Genomic DNA, 20,306 nt, shown 5'->3' with positions numbered 1-20,306 from the left:
AAATTACGGAAAAATTCCAAGGCATCCAAACTTTATCCCAAATATTTCATCAATATCTTAGCGTTGCCCGATTCGCGCAACTTGGTGATGCTCTTTTCGCGAATCTGACGGACACGCTCGCGAGTGAGTCCCAACTGGTCGCCGATTTCCTCAAGACCCTTTTCGTGGCAACCAATTCCGAAGCATTGGCTGATAATGGTAATCTCACGATCTTTCAGCACTTTCTTCAATACGGCATTGAGCTCCTGAGCCATTGACTCGTGATCTACATGACGGTCGGTACGTGAATCATCACCACCTGCCATAACGTCAAGCATACAGTTGTCTTCACCCTCTTGGAATGGGGCGTCAATACTAACATGGTGACCATCAGCCATCAAACTCTGACCAATCTTCTCTTCGTCGAGATTGGTAGCGTCGCTCAACTCAGCAACAGAAGGATGACGCTGATGTTCCTGTTCGAATTTGTTGATCTCGTGGGTAATCTTGTTCAGACTTCCAACCTGGTTCAGAGGCAAACGCACGATACGGCTTTGCTCTGCAATAGCCTGAAGAATAGACTGGCGAATCCACCATACTGCATAGGAAATGAATTTAAAGCCGCGTGTCTCATCAAATTTCTGAGCAGCCTTAATCAATCCAATGTTTCCTTCGTCAATCAAATCAGTCAAGGTCAGACCTTGGTGCTGGTATTGTTTGGCCACGGAAACCACGAAACGCAGATTGGCTGTGACAAGTTTGTCTTTTGCACGCTCACCCTCAGGACCACCTTTGCGGATCTTTTGTGCAAGTTCGATTTCTTCGTCAACACTAATCAGCGGGGCACGTCCGATTTCTACAAGATACTTATCAAGTGCTTCACTCGAACGATTCGTGATACTTTTCTGAATTTTAAGCTGTCTCATCCTTTTTAAATCTTCTTCTTTTTTAACTTAACCTCTTGAAAATCAATAAAGTACATAAAATGTACTCAAAAATCTCTGCAAATTTACTAAAAAAATCAATACGCTGCACGTTTTTAACAACTTTTTTATATTAAAAAATATTAAAGTATGATCTTCGACCAGTATGCACTTGGAGGAAACAAGAAATCTTACCATATTGTCTGTGTGCGCCGTAGATATTGATTGACCTGTTAGCGACAAGAAACTATTATTGTTTCTTCTCCTTTTTTTCCTTTTTTTCCTTTGTCGCCTTTTTCTTTCTGATGCCGAACAAATCGCGCAGGTTACTAAAATCTTTCTTGATGATCAGGCCGAGTCCCTGGGTGTTAAGACTTGATTTTGTGAAATAGCGGTCATTGGTCTGATTATACACTTTCAAGGCAAGGTTTCCGTTGGGCACCAACAGATAGCGCACATCAAAGTCACCAATAAATGTTGTGTTGGCGGTATTGGCTTTGTCACGGTAACCAAATTGTCCGTTGAGGAGTAATCGGTTGTTGAACATCCTACCGCTGACAATACCCTCGTATTCCGCATTGTTCCATCCTTCGTCACCCGTGGAAATATTAGCGCCAAAACTCCAATCGTTACTTTTGATGACTGATTTAAGCAAGGTGTTTATTTGACTGCTCAGCGTACCCGACAACAAACCTTGCATGGCCAGCGACGTTTGGTTTTGTTGTGTTTCCCCCGCTTCCGCATTATTCGCACCCTGTGGGTAGAATCGACCGAAGCCAAGGAGGTAGAGCACCTGTTGGTTCATTTCTTCTTGTCCGTTAATAATCGATCGAACCATCTGTTTTTCGTCTGTATTGACATTCGGCATGTCAAGATCGAAATCCACTATGGGGTTTGACGGTTGTCCCGTGATATTCATCAGGCAGTTGACTTTAACCGTATTCGAGAAACTCTTGCCGACGTTGAGGTCGCTCAACGATACGCCATTTACTGCATGCAAGGCCTGTAGGTTCAGCGTAGCTTCATAAGGGTCACCTGCAAAGACGATAGTACCTCCAGGTTGGAAGGTAAAGTCTTTCTTGATAATTTCCTGTATGGTCACACCGTAGGTTCCATGTTCAACATGGTATGTTCCAAACATCTGAAAACCGCCTTTGTTAAACCATGTGGCACGCAGGATGCCGTTTCCGTTGAGTGTGATATAATCGTTTGTCTGGTTATCCATCAGCAAGCGTAGTGTAGCATTCGGCGTACAGTTGATAAGGAAGTTGATGCGCATATCAGAACGGTCCTCCAACGGATTGTCTGTCGTGACTTCCTGAGATGTTTGGTTGAGTTTTGTGTCATTATCTCGATGTGTCACCCAACTGATAAACTCCTGATTGCCGATGGCATCGGGTTGCGCTACATTATAGGTAAAAGACGAACCCTTTTCCGGCGTGATATTCAGGTCGATGGTCGTTTCATTGGGACGTCCGTGAATACCCACGCGACCAGTACCATAGACTGTACCATAGAACGTGTCGTCTCTGAAGTCGTTGAAATCATAAGTCAAGAGATGGTTGGCATCGACATAGAGGTCGTAGGTGAGGTTGGTGAGGTGCTTGTGGTGTATGCCACCCGTCATCAGTCCTCTTTGGTTGTTTTTGTCATAGATGTAGCATGAAGCAAAGGAAATTTCGTCAGGGACAAGATTAATCGTATCGTTTTTAAGATAATACGTACATCCTGTCGGTTTCACATGTGCTTCACCATTGACAACCAGTTGACCTTCTATGTTAATAGTACTCAGCGGTCCAAACAGTCGTACGGCGCCCAGAGCCGATCCGTCGATGTGAGAGATGAAGCTCTTAGTGAACGAATGCATAAATTCTATTCTGGTGTTCTCCGCCCTGATGCCGAGGTCTATAAAACTCTTCACAGGAGAAACATAACCTTCAATATAGGTTTTAGAGTCGCGACCATTTGAGATCTGTCCGTCATCGGCAATGGCATGAATATCGATTTGCTGGTCTTGTTCGTTCCATACTACATTGGCATTTAGCGTACCCATGCGACCATGTTCAAACTCAAAACCGTCAACGGCCAGTTGTGCCGATGCTTTAGGTTTTTTGCTGAAGATGGCATGAGCCAAAACCTGTCCTGTAGCATGACCATTGAAATCTACGGCATGGAAATTCACCAGTTCGAGGATGTATTCTATGTCAATGTCGTTGAGGTTCACCACAATACCGTCATCCTCTGAGGGTGATGCTGTTCCGTCTATGACGAGGTGTTGGCTATCGTGTTTGATCGTGAAATTCTTGATGCTAACATGCTTAGGAGCATAGTATATCGAGCTCGGTTCAACATTCCACCATGTATTATGTATGTTGATGCGCGATGGATTGATCTGAACATTGGCCGCATGTTGCCCGTTTTCCGTCTTATGGAAGATTGTTGTGGCATTAAGCGTTCCTTCCATATTTTTTTCAACCTTATGATTGTTCCAATGGAGGGAGGTGTTCAACTGATTATGGTGTGCATCGGCTTGGAGTTTAAGATCGATGCGGTCGTCATTATCCATCATCTTTGCCACACCCAACTGACAGACTAAAGTATCGCCAGGCGTATGGATATTGGCATAGGCGTCACGGTAGCAATTGCCGTTAAAGTAAAATTCAGCAGCGCTTCCTTTCAGGTTGATAGTGTGCGTGTTATCATTCACAAAACCATCTATCGTTACAGGTTTGCGGATAGCCATAGGCACCTTCAGCAAGCGTTGTAACCAGTCGCCTCTTGTGATGTGCAGATGAACCGAGAAATCATTATTGGCAGCTGATTGCCGTTTATTCTTATACGCTGTTGTATTGCCATTTGACTGACTGTAATCAAACTTGGTTCCCTGACCATTTGTGGGCAAGCCGGGAAGGGTAGGCAGTTGGTTGGCGAGGAAATCGGTAAAGCTCTTTGTCAGGGTCTTATAGTCAAACTTTCCCATGATTTCAGCCTGTGCGAAGTCACTACGGAGGCGCATGAAATGGGTGTCGCCTTCATATCCTGTCATGATATGCAACTGATCAAACTCATAACTGTCTGTTGACGACAACATCGAGAAATTGTCAATTTTCACCGAACCCGTTGAATTGTCTATCCTACTGCCTCTGATGTCAGATGATATATCGGCAAAGAATCTAGCGTCACCCCATTTGTCGGAGAGGTTGATGGCTTTAGGAGAGAAGTTGAGTATCGATGCTTTGATCTGAATGTTTCGTTCGTTATGGTTCATCTGACACAGTCCAGAGATGTCCAGTCCGATATTAGGATCGTCGATAGAGAGGTTTCCGCCAACTTCTTTACTGTCGTAACGTGCGTCAATCTTGATATTGCGAAATGGGTATTCGTTATAGATAAACTGCCCTATATTTCCCTTGGCTTGTACAAGAAAATGTTGACGGTCCAGCGAACCATTCACGGCAATATCTGCTGATACTTGTCCGAAATGAGCATCGTCGAGCAGCTGTTGCAGATTGATGCTCTCTGTTTTGATGTCTGCCTGGAAGGATTGGTCAGCTTCTTTGTCGAAATTCAGTTTCAGACTTCCCACATCCGTACGGATTTGTTGTTGTACTTTGATGACATCCAACGCTGTACCTGTTGCAAGACCATGCATTTGTATATCCCCCATTCTTACCAGAGGGGCGGGTGGGGTAAAGCGTGTGCCTTTCAGGTTTTCTGATATAAAACCAATGGTTTGAGCCGACAACGATAGATTGTTGACATGCGCAAGCCATTGGGGTTTTTCTGTTATATTCTTCACCCATCCGTTGCAATCGATGTCAATATCTCCCGATGTGGATTCTACCAAGAGCTGTTCAATGTCTAAGTCATCCTTCTCGCCTTTGAATTTCGACCTAAACGAGATGGTGCCTTTGAACTGCTTGAGGGAAGGTACAAAAGCACTCAGGTCACTTAGCGCGATATGTGATGGTTTTATTTCACCATGATACCTTAACGCTTCCAAGTCTATCTTTTTGCCTTTTATACGGTAGTCGGCTTCCATTTCTCCCAAAGCCAACTGGGTGTCAGGCAGTTTTAAGTCAAGACTTTTGAGCTTGCAACGGTTACGTCCACATTCCAATTGAAATGCCAGTCGCTTAACATCCAGTCCGCCCTGTTCTTTCATGGAAATGTTTTTGGCAATGACATTCAGCGAGTCGTTTGTGAGCGTTTTAATTAGAATATGTGAACTGAGGTCCGTCACTTTGATATGATTCACATCAAACTGCCCGTATCTTCTTGCTATCCAGTTCTTATCGTAGCTGACGGTAGTACGTCGCATGATGAGCGAGCCCAACCTTAAATCGAGTTTGCTATCACTTTTCGATTCTTTGGAAGCAAGTGAGTCGAGCACAAACTGGAAATTGGGTTTGTCTTCAGGTCTGTTTTGGTAGAGACTGATTTTTCCTCCGAAAATCTGTGCGGTTGAAATATCAATCTTTCCCGATGTAATGAGGGAGATGAGGTTGATTCTCACGCTCATACGATTGGCGACTAATAGCTGTTTTCCCGACTGGTCATCCATAGAGATTTTATCGACAACGAGTCTGTTAAGCCATCCGGGATTGACACTACCGATCTTGACATTTGTTCCCAACTTATCGCCTATGGCAACAGCAATTCTCTCTCCAGTATATTGTTGTATGCTGGGGATGGAGAACGTAAGGATTGTCAGCAGATAGACAGCAATGACCGCCCATATCGTGATTTTAAGGATATATTTCAGTATCTTCACTGGCAATATGTTCTTACTACTGGTCAAAAACTGACAAATAGAGATTGCAAAATGTTTTCATTTAACATGTTTAAGCCACAAAATTACATTAAAAAGTTGTGAATATTAAATATTTTGCGAATTATTTATGCTTATTAGACCTATTTTTACTAATTTTGCAGTCATTATTAAAGCAACTATTCTCAAAAAGATAAACAAATGACAGATGTAATCAAGTTACGAAAAGGCTTGGACATTCACCTTCAAGGAAAAGCGGAAGGAAAAGTCATCCAGTTGAAATCCAACGGTCAGTATGGTATTGTCCCTGAAGATTTCGTGGGTGTCGTTCCTAAAGTGGTAGTACGCGAAGGCGATCATGTCAAGGCTGGGGATGCTTTGTTTGTAAACAAGCAGTTTCCTGAAGTTAAATTCGCCTCACCCGTTAGCGGTACTGTACACGAAGTGGTGCGTGGTGAACGTAGAAAAGTGCTTTGCATCCGCGTGGAGGCAGACAAAGAGCAAGTATCGGTTGATTTCGGCATCAAGGATCCGTCGAAGATGGACGGAAAGGCTGTGGTAGAGGCTTTGCTTGAAGCAGGTCTCTTTGGTTATATCGACCAGTTGCCTTATGCTGTTTCAACCAATCCTACCGTTATGCCTAAGGCTATCTTCATTTCTACGCTTCGCGACAAACCCCTGTCGTGTGACTTTGAAGTAGAAGTGAAGGGGGAAGAGGAGGAGTTTCAGTTGGGACTTACAGCCCTTTCACGTATTGCCACCACACATGTGGGCTGCGGTAAGAACGCTTCGTTTATCGACAAATACAAAGATATCGAGACTCATGTCTTCGACGGTCCTTGTCCTGCCGGTAATGTGGGTGTGCAGGTCAACCACATCGATCCAGTCAACAAGGGTGAGGTGGTATGGACTGTAGATCCTACCGTCGTACTTTTCATCGGTCGTCTGTTGAAGACCGGCCGTGTTGATTTACATCGTTTGGTTGCCCTTTGTGGTAGCGAGGTAAAGAATCCTGCCTATGTTCGTATGAATGTGGGTGAAGAACTTTCCACACTCCTTTCCAACAGTTACGATTCCGACCATCATGTGCGTATTATCAATGGTAATGTGCTAACTGGATGTCCCACCACAAAAGAGGGATTCCTTGGTGCGCATAGTAGTGAGATTACCGTCATTCCAGAAGGTGATGATGCCGACGAGCTGGCAGGTTGGATCATGCCTCGTTTCGGACAGTTCAGTACCAGTCGCAGCTATTTCTCATGGCTCTGTCCTAAAAAGAAATATGCTCTCGACGCACGTGTAAAGGGTGGTGAGCGTCACATGATTATGAGTGGTGAATACGATCGCGTGCTTCCTATGGACATCTACGGGGAATTTCTGATTAAGGCGATTATTGCTGGCGATATTGACCGTCAAGAGCAATTGGGCATTTATGAGGTAAGTCCTGAAGATTTTGCATTGGCTGAGTTTGTTGATTCTTCCAAGCTCGAACTGCAACGTATTGTTCGTGAAGGCTTAAATATTTTACGTAAAGAAAACACATAACAATATTAATATGAGTGCATTAAGAAATTATCTCAATAAAGTTAAGCCTCATTTCGAACCCGATGGAAAGCTCCATGCCTTCCGTAGCGTGTTCGATGGATTTGAGACTTTCCTCTATGTGCCAAACACCACAGCACGCACGGGTGTGAACATCCATGATGCCATCGATTCTAAGCGCATCATGAGTATGGTGGTCATCGCCTTGTTGCCAGCTTTACTGTTTGGTATGTATAATGTGGGTTATCAAAACTATCTCGCCGCAGGAACCTTGGCAACAGCCAGTTTCCTTGAAATCTTTGTATATGGTGCCCTTGTGGTCCTTCCAAAGATTCTGGTGAGCTATATCGTCGGACTCGGTATAGAATTTGCCTGGGCACAATGGAAAGGTGAAGAAATCCAAGAAGGCTATCTCGTTAGCGGTATCCTCATCCCATTAATCATCCCTGTAGGCTGTCCCTTGTGGATGTTGGCGTTGGCATGTGCCTTTGCTGTTATCTTCTGCAAAGAGATTTTCGGAGGAACGGGTATGAACCTGTTCAACCCTGCTATTTCTGCCCGTATGTTCCTGTTCTTTGCTTATCCGTCAAAGATGACAGGTGATCAGGTGTGGATTGCACGCGACAGTATCTTCGGACTGGGTAACACTCTGCCTGACACCTTTACTGCAGCAACTCCGCTCGGTCAGATTGGCCAGGGGGTAACTCCAGATGCTTCACTCCTTGATATGGCATTAGGTTTCATTCCCGGTAGTATCGGCGAAACATCTGTTGTCGCCATCGCTATTGGTGCGGTAATCCTACTGTGGGCTGGTATCGCTTCATGGAGAACCATGGTGAGTGTGTTTGTAGGAGGTGGCCTGATGGCATTACTCTTCCAGTCGCTCGGCATGACCCAGATGATGTGGTACGAACAGTTCCTGTTGGGTGGTTTCGCCTTTGGTGCTGTCTTCATGGCCACCGACCCTGTCACCTCATGTCGTACTGAAGGAGGTAAATACATCTACGGTTTCCTGATAGGAGCCATGGCTGTCATCATCCGTGTGATGAATGCCGGTTATCCGGAAGGTATGATGCTCGCCATCTTCTTCGGTAATATGATTGCTCCCACCATCGACCATTTCATCGTGGAGCGCAATGTCAGCAAGCGCATGAAACGTGCTAAGTAAAATCATTAAAGAGAAAACAAATGAGCAAATTAAATACAAACTCAAACACGTACATTATTATATATAGTACTGTGCTTGTTGTCATCGTGGCTTTTGTGCTGGCCTTTGTATTCAAGGCACTCAAACCCATGCAGGATGCTAATGTTGAGCTCGATGTGAAGAAACAGATTCTATATTCGCTCAACATCCGTAACCTTGATGGTGCAGAGGCAGAAGCCCGCTACAATGAGGTAGTGAAGGATGAGAAAGAAGACAACGGTCAGATATTCTACCAATGTGAAGTTGATGGCGAACCCATCCTCGTGGTCAGCATGAAAGGCATGGGACTGTGGGGCGGCATCAGTGGATATATTGCCCTTCACGGACAACCCACTACCGTTTATGGCGTTTATTTCAATCACGAAAGTGAAACAGCTGGTCTGGGAGCCGAAATCAAAGAATCTAAGGCTTGGCAGGAGAAATTCATCGGCAAGCGTGTCTTTGCCGACGAGAAAGGCCATGACGTAGCCCTCTCTATCGTGAAGAAGGTAGAAGACAGTTCCTGTCAGGTTGACGTGGTGACTGGTGCTACCTTGACCTCTGATGGTGTTGACGCCATGTTGAAAAAAGATTTGTTGGATGCTTGCAAGCGTGCAGACAAGCTCTTCGGAAAGCAGTCTGTCACTCTTCCAAGTGATTCTGTTGAAGTAAAAGAGTAACAGCCATGTCATTATTCAGTAAACAAAACAAAGAGGTATTGACAAACCCCATCAGCCTTGACAACCCTATTCTCGGTCAGGTGCTTGGTATCTGTTCGGCTTTGGCCGTCACCTCACAACTCAAACCGGCCATTGTGATGGGTTTGGCCGTGACGGTAATTACCGCGTTTGCCAATGTGATTATTTCTATCATTCGCAACACCATTCCTACACGTATCCGTATCGTCGTGCAACTGGTAGTGGTGGCTGCCCTCGTGACTATCGTGTCACAGGTGCTTAAAGCATTTGCCTATGATGTTAGTGTAGAACTTAGCGTCTATGTCGGTCTGATTATCACCAACTGTATCCTCATGGGTCGCCTTGAGGCATTTGCCATGATGAACAAGCCCTGGCCTTCATTCCTTGACGGTGTGGGCAACGGATTGGGTTATGCCCTCATCCTTGTCATCGTGGGTGGTGTGCGTGAACTTCTTGGACGTGGTACTTTACTGGGTTTTCAGATCGTTCCACAGGCACTTTACGATGCTGGTTATGTCAACAACGGAATGATGACCATGCCTGCCATGGCTCTTATCCTTGTGGGCTGTGTTATCTGGATTCATCGTGCTTACTTTATAAAGGAGAAATAAGATATGGAACATGCAATAAGTTTATTCTTCCGGTCGATATTCGTAGATAATATGATATTCGCCTTCTTCCTCGGCATGTGTTCGTACCTTGCCGTGTCGAAGACTGTCAAAACATCTCTTGGCCTCGGACTTGCTGTTACCTTTGTACTTGTAGTTACCGTACCTGTCAACTATCTGTTGCAGACCTGCGTACTTGGTCCCAACTGTCTTGCCGAAGGTGTTGACCTGAGCTATCTGTCCTTCATCCTCTTCATTGCCGTTATTGCCGGTATTGTGCAGTTGGTAGAAATGGCTGTAGAACGCTTCAGTCCATCACTCTATTCTGCGCTGGGTATTTTCCTTCCGCTGATTGCGGTCAATTGTGCCATCATGGGTGCTTCGCTCTTCATGCAACAGCGTATTCTGCTCGATGCCACCAATTCACAAGCCATCACCAGCGTAGGTGATGCTGTGGTCTATGGACTTGGTTCTGGTATCGGTTGGACCTTGGCAATTGTTGCCTTGGGTGCTATCCGCGAGAAGATGCAATACAGCGACGTGCCTCGTCCCCTTCAGGGTCTCGGTATCGTCTTCATTACCGTAGGCCTGATGGCTATGGCGATGATGTGTTTCAGTGGACTCAATATTTAACTTTAGCAGACAAGTAACATTATGACAGAATTTATAGCATACAGTATAGGGGTGTTCCTCTTGGTAATCCTCCTGCTGGTAATTATTCTGCTTGTGGCCAAGAAATTCTTGAGTCCAAGCGGTAATGTCAACATTACTATTAATGGCGACCGTACCATTAACGTGCCACAAGGCAACAACCTGATGGCTACGCTCAACGAGAATGGTATCTTCCTGCCTTCTGCCTGTGGCGGTAAAGCCTCTTGCGGACAATGTAAGGTACAGGTTCTGGAAGGTGGTGGTGAGATTCTCGATAGCGAGAAACCTCATTTCACCCGAAAGGAAATCAAAAACCATTGGCGTCTGGGATGTCAATGTAAGGTGAAGGGTGACCTTAACATCCATGTTGACGAGAGCATCCTTGGTGTGAAGGAATATGAGTGCACCGTGATTTCAAATAAGAACGTTGCTACGTTTATCAAGGAATTTAAAGTGCAACTGCCTAAGGGTGCCCATATGGACTTCCTTCCAGGTTCTTACGCTCAAATCAAGATTCCTGCATTTGACTGCATCGACTACGACAAGGATTTCGACAAGGCGCTTATTGGTGATGAATATCTGCCGGCTTGGCAGAAGTTTGGTCTCTTCCCCTTGAAGTGTAAGAACCCCGAACCCACCATCCGTGCCTATTCTATGGCGAACTATCCTGCAGAAGGTGATGTCTTCATGTTGACCGTACGTATTGCAACTCCTCCATTCAAACCAGATCGCAGTGGATTTATGGATGTGAATCCAGGTATTGCTTCGTCTTACATCTTCTCTCTTAAACCAGGCGACAAGGTTATTATGAGTGGTCCTTTCGGTGATTTCCATCCACATTTCGACAGCAAGAAGGAAATGATATGGGTTGGCGGTGGTGCAGGTATGGCTCCGTTGCGTGCACAGATCATGCACATGACCAAAACATTGCACACTACCGATCGCGAGATGCATTATTTCTATGGCGCACGTGCACTCAACGAGGTGTTCTACCTCGACGATTTCCATGGACTGGAAAAGGAATTCCCCAACTTCCATTTCCATCTGGCTCTCGACCGCCCAGACCCAGCAGCCGATGCTGCTGGCGTGAAATACACCGCAGGATTCGTTCATCAGGTCATGTACAATACCTACCTGAAGGACCACGAGGCACCAGAGGATATTGAATACTACATGTGTGGTCCTGGTCCCATGTCGAAAGCCGTAGTGGCTATGCTCGATTCTCTGGGTGTAGAGTCTGAGAGCATCATGTACGATAACTTTGGTGGATAATGCAACAGACTGTTGCAGACATCTACTGTATAATCATCAATATCCGCAATGAGTATTCTCCATTGCGGATATTTTTTAGAATATGAAAGTTAATATTTCGATGAGGTATTATTTGAGTTGAACACCTGGTCTCAGTCTTGAAATATGATATTATGTATGAATGACTGCTTTGAACCCGAAGACATCCCGAAGGCATCCCGAAAGTTTGAAAACTTGATATAATGTTCCCATGCTGTAAGAAAGGTGATTATATGAATCAACTCATGCATCATTCTGCACCATTCATCATCCACCTATTTCAATATAAAAGTTGGGGTAGGGTAACAGGTTGCAGTTTAATAGTTTTTTCACCACAATTACTTTCGTTTTGTTTGTCTTGTGTCGTATTTATCTTTGTTTTATTAGATTTTTAGATAAAAAAGTGATGGTTTATTTGGAGAATTAAACAAAAATGTGTAACTTTGCGGTCAAAATAGAAAACGATATGAATAGTATGAATCTACTTAGCGGTATTATTATTATCCGACTGCGCCAAACGGTTGGAAGTGGTAAGACGTGTATGTAGTTGAAATATGAAAATACAAAGGTGCCTTTCTCGCTTCCAACAGTGTGAAAGGCACTTTTTATTAAGAATTGAAAGAAATTAAACAACAAGAAAGAATATGAGTGACAGATTATTTATCTTCGACACAACCCTCCGCGATGGCGAGCAGGTTCCAGGATGTCAGTTGAACACCGTTGAAAAAATACAGGTGGCAAAAGCTCTTGAACAACTTGGAGTTGATGTGATTGAAGCAGGATTCCCCGTTAGCAGTCCAGGCGACTTCAATAGTGTGATTGAAATATCGAAAGCCGTGACATGGCCTACCATCTGTGCCCTAACACGTGCTGTGCAGAAAGATATTGATGTAGCTGCAGATGCATTGAAATATGCGAAACACAAGCGTATCCATACTGGTATTGGTACATCGGACTCGCACATTAAATACAAATTTAATTCCACACGAGAAGAAATTATCGAACGTGGTGTGGCTGCTGTGAAATATGCAAAGAAATATGTAGAAGACGTAGAGTTCTACTGTGAAGATGCAGGACGCACCGAAAATGAATATCTGGCTCGCGTGGTAGAAGCTGTCATTAAAGCAGGTGCTACCGTGGTCAATATCCCAGACACGACGGGTTACTGTCTGCCTCAGGAGTATTTCGAGAAAATTAAGTACCTGAAAGAACATGTTGACGGTATTGACCGTGCTATTATCTCTACACATTGCCACAACGACTTAGGCATGGCAACAGCCAACACGCTTAGCGGTGTGTTGGGTGGTGCTCGACAGGTAGAGGTGACCATCAATGGAATTGGTGAACGAGCCGGAAATACTTCGCTCGAAGAAATTGCCATGATTTTGAAATGTCATAAAGGTCTGGATATCGAAACCAATATCAATACCACAAAGATCTATCCCACCAGTCGCATGGTATCGAGCTTGATGAACATGCCCGTACAACCCAACAAGGCCATTGTGGGTCGTAATGCTTTTGCTCATTCTAGCGGAATCCATCAGGATGGGGTGCTAAAAAACGTGCAGACCTATGAAATCATCAATCCCAAGGATGTGGGTATCGACGACAATGCTATCGTGCTGACCGCACGAAGTGGACGCGCAGCGTTGAAGCATCGTCTGAACGTGAATGGTGTGGAGGTTGATGAGCAGAAACTCGATAAAATTTATGAAAAGTTCCTGATTCTGGCCGATCAGAAGAAGGAGGTCAACGATGCCGATGTGCTCATGTTGGCTGGTGCCGATACCGCAGAGGCCCATGCTGTGAAACTCGATTTCTTGCAGGTAACCACAGGAAAGGGCGTCAAGAGTGTTGCCTCTATTGGACTTGACATCAGCAATCAGAAATTTGAAGCTGCTGCATCAGGCAACGGTCCTGTTGACGCTGCTATCAAGGCGCTGAAGAAAATCATTATGAAACAGATGACCTTGAAGGAGTTTACCATCCAGGCCATCTCAAAGGGATCCGATGATGTGGGCAAGGTTCACATGCAGGTGGAATATGAAGGAAGTATTTATTATGGATTCGGTGCCAACACTGATATCGTAACCGCTTCGGTTGAAGCATATATTGACTGTATAAACAAGTTTAAGAAGAAATGAACACACTTTTCGACAAAATTTGGGACAAACACGTAGTTCAGCAACTGCCTGATGGTCCAACACAACTTTATATCGACAGACTCTACTGCCATGAGGTGACCTCGCCACAGGCTTTTGACGGCATGCGTGCAAGAGGATTGAAATGTTTCCGTCCAGACCATATATATTGTATGCCAGACCATAACACACCAACACACGATCAGGATAAACCCATAGAAGATCCTGTTTCTGCAAAACAGGTAAGCACGTTGGCGCAGAATGCGAAGGAATTTGGTTTGACCCACTATGCCATGATGTCGAAAGACAATGGTATCATCCACGTTGTAGGTCCTGAGAAGGGACTCTCTCTGCCCGGAATGACTATTGTATGTGGAGACTCTCATACCTCTACACATGGTGCAATGGGAGCGGTAGCTTTCGGTATTGGAACATCGGAAGTGGAGATGGTAATGGCATCGGAATGTATTCTTCAGCAGAAACCTAAGTCTATGCGCATCAGTATTAATGGAAAACTGCAGAAAGGGGTAACCGCAAAAGATGTGGCACTCTATCTCATGAGCCAGCTTACTACTTCTGGTGCTACAGGTTATTTTGTAGAATATGCGGGAGATGTAGTAAAAAACCTCTCTATGGAAGGCCGACTGACACTCTGCAACCTGTCGATAGAGATGGGCGCACGTGGTGGATTTGTTGCACCTGACGAAACAACCTTCGAATACATCAAAGGTCGTGAGTTTGCACCTAAGGGTGAAGCATGGGACAAAGCTGTGGCTTATTGGAAAACGCTAAAAAGCGGTGATGACGCTGTTTTCGACAAGGAACTCGTATTCGACGCAAAAGATATAGAACCGCGCATTACCTATGGTACAAACCCAGGAATGGGAATCGGAATTACCGAAGCCATACCACAAGGTGAAGGCGCTGGATTCCAGAAATCACTCGATTATATGGGATTCAAAGCAGGAGAGAAACTCCTTGGCAAGGAAATAGACTATGTATTCCTTGGAGCTTGTACTAATGGTCGCATAGAAGACTTCAGAGCTTTCGCATCTATCGCCAAAGGACGTAAGAAATGTGAAAGGGTAGTGGCATGGCTCGTGCCAGGAAGTTGGGCCGTAGATCAGCAAATTCGCGAAGAAGGTATCGATAAGATTCTTGAAGAGGCAGGATTTGAAATCAGACAACCTGGATGTTCTGCCTGTCTGGCCATGAACGATGATAAAGTGCCTGCAGGAAAATACAGCGTATCTACATCAAACCGCAACTTTGAAGGACGACAGGGACCAGGTAGCCGTACCATACTCTGCTCACCATTGGTAGCAGCAGCTGCTGCCGTAACCGGTAAAATAACAGACCCTAGAGAGTTGCTTTAATCACGCATATCCAACATATTGAAAATGAAACAGAAATTCAACATCATAACATCTACCTGTGTGCCACTTCCTTTGGAAAATGTGGACACAGACCAAATCATTCCAGCACGCTTCCTCAAAGCCACTACCAGAGAAGAAAGTTTCTTTGGCGACAACCTTTTTCGCGACTGGAGGTATAACGCAGACGGAACGGTAAATAAAGATTTTGTGCTCAACAATCCTACCTACAGCGGATGCATACTCGTGGCAGGAAAAAACTTCGGTTCAGGTTCTAGTCGTGAACATGCTGCATGGGCCATCGCTGGATACGGATTCAGAGTGGTCATCAGCTCCTTTTTTGCTGACATCCACAAAAACAATGAGCTCAATAACTTCGTTCTCCCTGTAGTAGTCAGCGAAGACTTCTTGGCAGAACTCTTTGACAGCATTAAAAACAATCCCAAAACTGAAGTTGAGGTCAATTTGCCAGAACAAACCGTCACCAATAAGGCGACAGGACGACAGGAAACCTTTGATATTAACGGATATAAAAAACATTGTCTTGTCAATGGACTCGATGATATCGATTTCCTGATTCAAAACAAGGACAAAATCGAACAATGGGAACAGCAGAACGCATAAATGCCAATACAAGACAACTGCCAGTCATAGAAATCATGGACTCCACCCTAAGAGATGGAGAACAGACCAATGGCGTTTCATTCGTTCCTCATGAGAAACTTATGATAGCAAGAATGTTGCTGCATGGAGTTAATGTGGATCGTATTGAAGTGGCATCGGCTCGCGTATCAGAAGGCGAAAAAGAGGCGGTCAGCATGATTTGCAGATATGCAAGAAATATCGGTATGCTCGAACGTGTTGAAGTGTTAGGTTTTGTAGATGGCGGACTTTCTATTGACTGGATTAACGACTGTGGAGGAAAGGTCATCAACCTTTTAGCAAAAGGTTCGCTGAAACATTGCACACACCAACTGCGAAAATCTCCAGAAGAGCATCTTGAAGATATCAAGGCATCGCTGAAATATGCAGAAGAAAAAGGCATTGCTGTAAATCTCTATCTTGAAGACTGGTCAAATGGTATGAAAGATTCACCAGAGTATGTCTATCAGATCATGGACGCGCTCTGCAATAGTGGAATAAAAAGATTCCTGTTGCCTGATACATTGGGTGTGATGAATCCGCTTCAAGTCATTGAGTATTTCAGAAAGATGATAAAGAGATACCCACAATGCCATTTCGATTTCCATGCACATAATGACTACGATCTTGCAGTATCAAACTCGTTGGCTGCTGTACTCAGCGGGGCAAAGGGACTTCATGTTACCGTCAACGGACTCGGTGAGAGATGCGGAAACGCACCATTAGCAAGCGTACAGGCGATACTCAAAGACCAATTTCATGCCAGAACAAATATCAACGAAGAACAGCTCAACGGCATTAGTAGATTGGTGGAAGGATATAGCGGTATTGCTGTTGCTCCAAACCAACCCATCGTGGGAGAAAACGTCTTCACACAAGTGGCTGGAGTACATGCTGACGGTGACTCGAAAGACAAGCTCTACTATAATGATCTCGTACCAGAGAGATTCGGACGAAAAAGGGAATATGCGCTGGGAAAAAACAGCGGAAAGGCTAATATTGCCAGAAACCTCGAAGAACTGGGACTTGAACTCACACCAGAACAAACCAAGCGTGTGACACAACGCATTACAGAGCTTGGAGACAAAAAAGAGATTGTCACACAGGAAGACTTGCCGTACATCGTATCTGACGTACTGAAACACGACGCTCCGGAAGATAAGGTAAAACTCGTAAGCTATGTTGTATCTACAGCATACGGACTAAAACCAGGAGCCAATGTAAAAGTGGAAATCAATGGTAAACAATATGAAGCCGGTGCCACAGGAGACGGTCAGTACGATGCGTTTGTCAAGGCACTCAGATATATCTATAAGAAATATCTAGGCAGAACATTTCCATTGTTGGCTAACTATGCGGTTACGATACCGCCTGGAGGACGAACGGATGCACTCGTACAGACCGTCATTACATGGCAACATGGACAAGGTGTGTTAAGAACCAGAGGACTTGATGCCGACCAAACTGAAGCTGCTATTAAGGCAACCTTTAAAATGTTGAACATCATAGAAAACGAACAATAAAAACAATATCACAATGAAACTCAAAATCGCTGTATTACCCGGTGACGGTATCGGACCGGAAATTATGAAACAAGGTGTTGCGGTCATGGATGTCATTGCCGACAAATTCGGACATGAATTCACTTATCAAGAAGCACTCTGCGGAGCACATGCCATTGATGCTGTAGGCAATCCATATCCCGATGAAACACACGAAGTATGTATGAATGCTGACGCTGTGCTCTTTGCTGCAGTAGGCGACCTGAGATTTGATAACGACCCCACAGCAAAAGTGCGCCCAGAACAGGGACTCTTGGCTATGCGTAAAAAACTCGGACTCTTTGCCAATGTACGACCTGTTGCCACCTTCGATTGTCTGCTTCATAAAAGCCCACTAAAAGACGAATTACTTAAAGGTGCAGATTTCGTAGTTATCAGAGAGCTCACAGGAGGTATGTATTTCGGAGAGAAATATCAGGATAATGACAAGGCTTACGATACCGACATCTATACAAGACCTGAAATTGAGAGAATACTCAAAGTAGCTTTCGAAACAGCACAGAAACGTAGAAAGCACCTCACCGTTGTAGATAAAGCCAATGTGCTGGCAAGTTCACGACTCTGGAGACAGATTGCTAAGGAAATGGAACCCCAGTATCCTGATGTCAACACCGACTATATGTTTATCGATAACGCTTCAATGCGTGTGCTGACAGAACCACGCTTCTTCGATGTTGTCGTTACAGAAAATACATTTGGCGATATCCTTACAGATGAGACCAGTTGTATCACAGGATCTATGGGATTACAGCCATCTTCATCACTCGGTGAACATACACCACTCTTCGAACCTGTGCACGGCTCATGGCCACAGGCTGCAGGTAAAAACCTCGCCAATCCATTAGCAGAAATCCTATCGGCTGCAATGTTGCTTGAACATTTCGGACTCAACAAAGAAGGCGCATTGATACGAGAGGCTGTCAACGCATCGTTAGACGCCAATGTAAGAACCCCAGAAATTCAAGTTGAAGGTGGCAAGGCTTACGGAACAAAAGAAGTGGGAGCATGGATTGTAGATTATATCAAAAAAGCTTGATTATTACTCTATTGATGATTTGTTCGTCTGTGACTTTCTCACAGACGAACAATCAGCAATGGCGTGATTCACTCAATTCGCTAAACCGAAAGATTGAACTTTCTCCATATAATACCGATTTACACTTAAGAAAAGCTGCAGTCAATCTCGAACTGCAACAATGGGAATATGCCGTTGATGAATATACACTCATACTTCGGTACGAATCAAAAAACTTATCGGCTCTATATTATCGCGCATACGCGTACATGCATCTCAGACGCTATGATTTGGCAAAAAACGATTACGAAACCGTTCTTGCCAACGTTCCTACTAATAAAGAAGCAAGACTTGGACTTGCTTATATGTTCCAGTCATCTGGAAGAAGAAAAGAGGCACTGGAACAACTAAATATTGTGGTAGAACAGCATCCGGAGGATCCGGAAGTGTATGTGGCACGAGCTTCTTATGAAGCAGAACTGAAACTATATGAAATAGCATTATACGACTGGGAAGAAGCGATTAAAAGAAAGCCTGCCAACATAGACTATGCGTTGTCGTATATTGACTTACTCATCATATCTGGCAAAAACAATCGAGCCAAAACTGAACTAGACAAATTGTCGGGTAGGGGAGTCGCAACTTCATTGCTCCATCCTTTCTATAATAGACTTAAAAAAGCAAAAAACAAGTAAGTTCACATTTTATAAATAAAACAATACAGAAACTCTACTCCATAGGTTCTTGTTTTTTTTTGTAGTCGCTCTTCTTCAACGGAATACTTGAATATTTATCGTTAGAATTATAAACCATTTAGGCAACTATATACCATTTACCCCCACGTATCAGGGTAAAAGTGCATACGTTTGCAGCTTCATAAGGTTCGTAACCTTTAACCTCCACAGCCTTTAAAAAGTAGAAATCCCAAACCTCGTGAGAGATTTGGGATTCTATTGTTTGTTTGGAGTATTTTTTTTCTTGTTCGGCGTTATGCTTCGGGGATTACTGAAACAACGCTCTTGTCACGCTTTCCTTTGTGGAACTGAACAGTTCCGTCAACGAGAGCGAACAAAGTATCGTCCTTACCCATACCAACATTGTTGCCGGGGTTGTGCTTAGAGCCACGCTGGCGAACAATAATGTTGCCTGCAACAACCTTCTGGCCACCGAAAATCTTAATGCCGAGTCGCTGTGATGCAGACTCACGGCCGTTCTTAGAACTACCTACACCTTTTTTATGTGCCATTTCTTGTTCCTCCTACGTTTAAGCGATTACTGATTTAACTTCTACTTGAGTGAACTGCTGACGGTGACCGTTCTTTTTGCGAGAGTCCTTACGACGCTTCATCTTGAAAACGATAACCTTCTCACCCTTAACAAGGGGATTGATCACTTCACATACTACTTTAGCACCGCTTACGGTGGGTGCACCTACCTGTACTGAACCTTCTTTGTCGACAAGCAGTACCTTGTCAAACTCAACAGTCTTGCCGGCTTCAGCCTCTTTCATGTGGTTCACGAAGAGCTTTTTGCCTTCTTCGGCTTTGAACTGCTGACCGTTAATTTCTACAATTGCGTACATTATTTAAATGTTATAAACGGGTTTTTCCGACTGGCGCACAACACCGTGTTGTGACTTTACCGAGCCAAAACGGACTAAATCGGGCGCAAAGTTACGAATTTTTTATGAGACAACCAAATTTATAATAAAAAAAATAAAGCGATGACCCTCACAGGCAATCGCTTCAATCTTCAATAGGTATTAGCTCTCTTTTAAGGTAAAAAGATTGTTTTCAGGATAACTGATGCAAAGGTAATATATTTTTTTTGAAATCAAAAACATTTCTAAAGAATTTTTCAGAAGTATTATATTGTGTGCCCACACAATATATAATAAAACTATTATATATAACTTTCAAACGATA

Annotated in this window: 16 protein-coding genes; 12 read left to right on the top strand and 4 right to left on the bottom strand. The window is 44.2% G+C overall.

Annotated elements, in window-relative coordinates; genetic code table 11:
• Positions 1-32 precede the first annotated feature (32 nt).
• Both CIK88_RS10045 and CIK88_RS10040 read right to left on the bottom strand, forming a co-directional pair.
• Positions 33-905: an RNA polymerase sigma factor RpoD/SigA gene (locus tag CIK88_RS10045; RefSeq protein ID WP_094390217.1), complete on the bottom strand. Its 873-nt coding sequence runs from the start codon at positions 903-905 to the stop codon at positions 33-35.
• Positions 906-1,152: 247 nt separating this feature from the next.
• Complete coding sequence (locus CIK88_RS10040; RefSeq protein WP_144269601.1) at positions 1,153-5,676, bottom strand: translocation/assembly module TamB domain-containing protein; 4,524 nt, start codon at positions 5,674-5,676, stop codon at positions 1,153-1,155.
• Between the two features lie 198 nt (positions 5,677-5,874).
• Here CIK88_RS10040 and CIK88_RS10035 point away from each other — a divergent pair, with 198 nt between their 5' ends.
• The 12 genes from CIK88_RS10035 to CIK88_RS09980 all read left to right on the top strand — a co-directional run bounded on the left by CIK88_RS10035 (position 5,875) and on the right by CIK88_RS09980 (position 19,076).
• Positions 5,875-7,218 (top strand): Na(+)-translocating NADH-quinone reductase subunit A, encoded by a 1,344-nt coding sequence (locus CIK88_RS10035; RefSeq protein ID WP_094436219.1) that lies wholly within the window; start codon positions 5,875-5,877, stop codon positions 7,216-7,218.
• Positions 7,219-7,228: 10 nt separating this feature from the next.
• Positions 7,229-8,383, top strand: coding sequence for an NADH:ubiquinone reductase (Na(+)-transporting) subunit B (locus tag CIK88_RS10030; protein ID WP_094436217.1), 1,155 nt, complete (start codon positions 7,229-7,231; stop codon positions 8,381-8,383).
• 20 nt (positions 8,384-8,403) lie between these two features.
• On the top strand, positions 8,404-9,081 hold the full coding sequence (locus CIK88_RS10025) for an FMN-binding protein (RefSeq protein ID WP_094436215.1): 678 nt from the start codon (positions 8,404-8,406) through the stop codon (positions 9,079-9,081).
• 5 nt (positions 9,082-9,086) lie between these two features.
• Positions 9,087-9,710 carry an NADH:ubiquinone reductase (Na(+)-transporting) subunit D gene (locus CIK88_RS10020; protein ID WP_094390222.1) on the top strand — a complete coding sequence of 208 codons (624 nt, stop codon included), beginning with the start codon at positions 9,087-9,089 and terminating at the stop codon, positions 9,708-9,710.
• 3 nt (positions 9,711-9,713) lie between these two features.
• A complete protein-coding gene (nqrE, locus tag CIK88_RS10015) occupies positions 9,714-10,340 on the top strand; it encodes an NADH:ubiquinone reductase (Na(+)-transporting) subunit E (RefSeq protein WP_094390223.1) in 627 nt (208 codons plus the stop codon).
• Positions 10,341-10,361: 21 nt separating this feature from the next.
• On the top strand, positions 10,362-11,630 hold the full coding sequence (gene nqrF, locus CIK88_RS10010; protein ID WP_173815126.1) for an NADH:ubiquinone reductase (Na(+)-transporting) subunit F: 1,269 nt from the start codon (positions 10,362-10,364) through the stop codon (positions 11,628-11,630).
• 662 nt (positions 11,631-12,292) lie between these two features.
• The gene (locus tag CIK88_RS10005; RefSeq protein ID WP_094390225.1) at positions 12,293-13,792 is read left to right on the top strand and encodes a 2-isopropylmalate synthase; all 1,500 of its coding nucleotides are present in this window, start codon (positions 12,293-12,295) and stop codon (positions 13,790-13,792) included.
• A complete protein-coding gene (gene leuC, locus CIK88_RS10000) occupies positions 13,789-15,165 on the top strand; it encodes a 3-isopropylmalate dehydratase large subunit (protein WP_094390226.1) in 1,377 nt (458 codons plus the stop codon). The genes CIK88_RS10005 and leuC overlap by 4 nt, the downstream gene beginning before the upstream one ends.
• A gap of 24 nt (positions 15,166-15,189) precedes the next feature.
• Positions 15,190-15,786 (top strand): 3-isopropylmalate dehydratase small subunit, encoded by a 597-nt coding sequence (gene leuD / locus CIK88_RS09995; RefSeq protein WP_094436213.1) that lies wholly within the window; start codon positions 15,190-15,192, stop codon positions 15,784-15,786.
• The gene (locus tag CIK88_RS09990) at positions 15,765-17,327 is read left to right on the top strand and encodes an alpha-isopropylmalate synthase regulatory domain-containing protein (RefSeq protein ID WP_094390228.1); all 1,563 of its coding nucleotides are present in this window, start codon (positions 15,765-15,767) and stop codon (positions 17,325-17,327) included. The genes leuD and CIK88_RS09990 overlap by 22 nt, the downstream gene beginning before the upstream one ends.
• Before the next feature lie 13 nt (positions 17,328-17,340).
• Entirely contained in the window at positions 17,341-18,402 is a 1,062-nt protein-coding gene (leuB, locus tag CIK88_RS09985) for a 3-isopropylmalate dehydrogenase (RefSeq protein WP_094390229.1), read from the top strand.
• Complete coding sequence (locus CIK88_RS09980; protein WP_094436211.1) at positions 18,372-19,076, top strand: tetratricopeptide repeat protein; 705 nt, start codon at positions 18,372-18,374, stop codon at positions 19,074-19,076. The genes leuB and CIK88_RS09980 overlap by 31 nt, the downstream gene beginning before the upstream one ends.
• A gap of 293 nt (positions 19,077-19,369) precedes the next feature.
• Here the strand turns inward: CIK88_RS09980 and rpmA are convergent, their stop codons facing one another.
• Together rpmA and rplU are read right to left on the bottom strand one after the other, a co-directional pair.
• The gene (rpmA, locus tag CIK88_RS09975; protein ID WP_094390231.1) at positions 19,370-19,627 is read right to left on the bottom strand and encodes a 50S ribosomal protein L27; all 258 of its coding nucleotides are present in this window, start codon (positions 19,625-19,627) and stop codon (positions 19,370-19,372) included.
• Positions 19,628-19,645: 18 nt separating this feature from the next.
• On the bottom strand, positions 19,646-19,963 hold the full coding sequence (rplU, locus tag CIK88_RS09970; RefSeq protein WP_094390232.1) for a 50S ribosomal protein L21: 318 nt from the start codon (positions 19,961-19,963) through the stop codon (positions 19,646-19,648).
• Between the last annotated feature and the right edge of the window lie 343 nt (positions 19,964-20,306).

Source organism: Prevotella sp. P5-50 (genome assembly GCF_002251295.1).
In the GTDB taxonomy this organism is placed as follows: Bacteria; Bacteroidota; Bacteroidia; order Bacteroidales; family Bacteroidaceae; genus Prevotella.
This window is presented reverse-complemented; position numbering and strand designations above follow the sequence as displayed.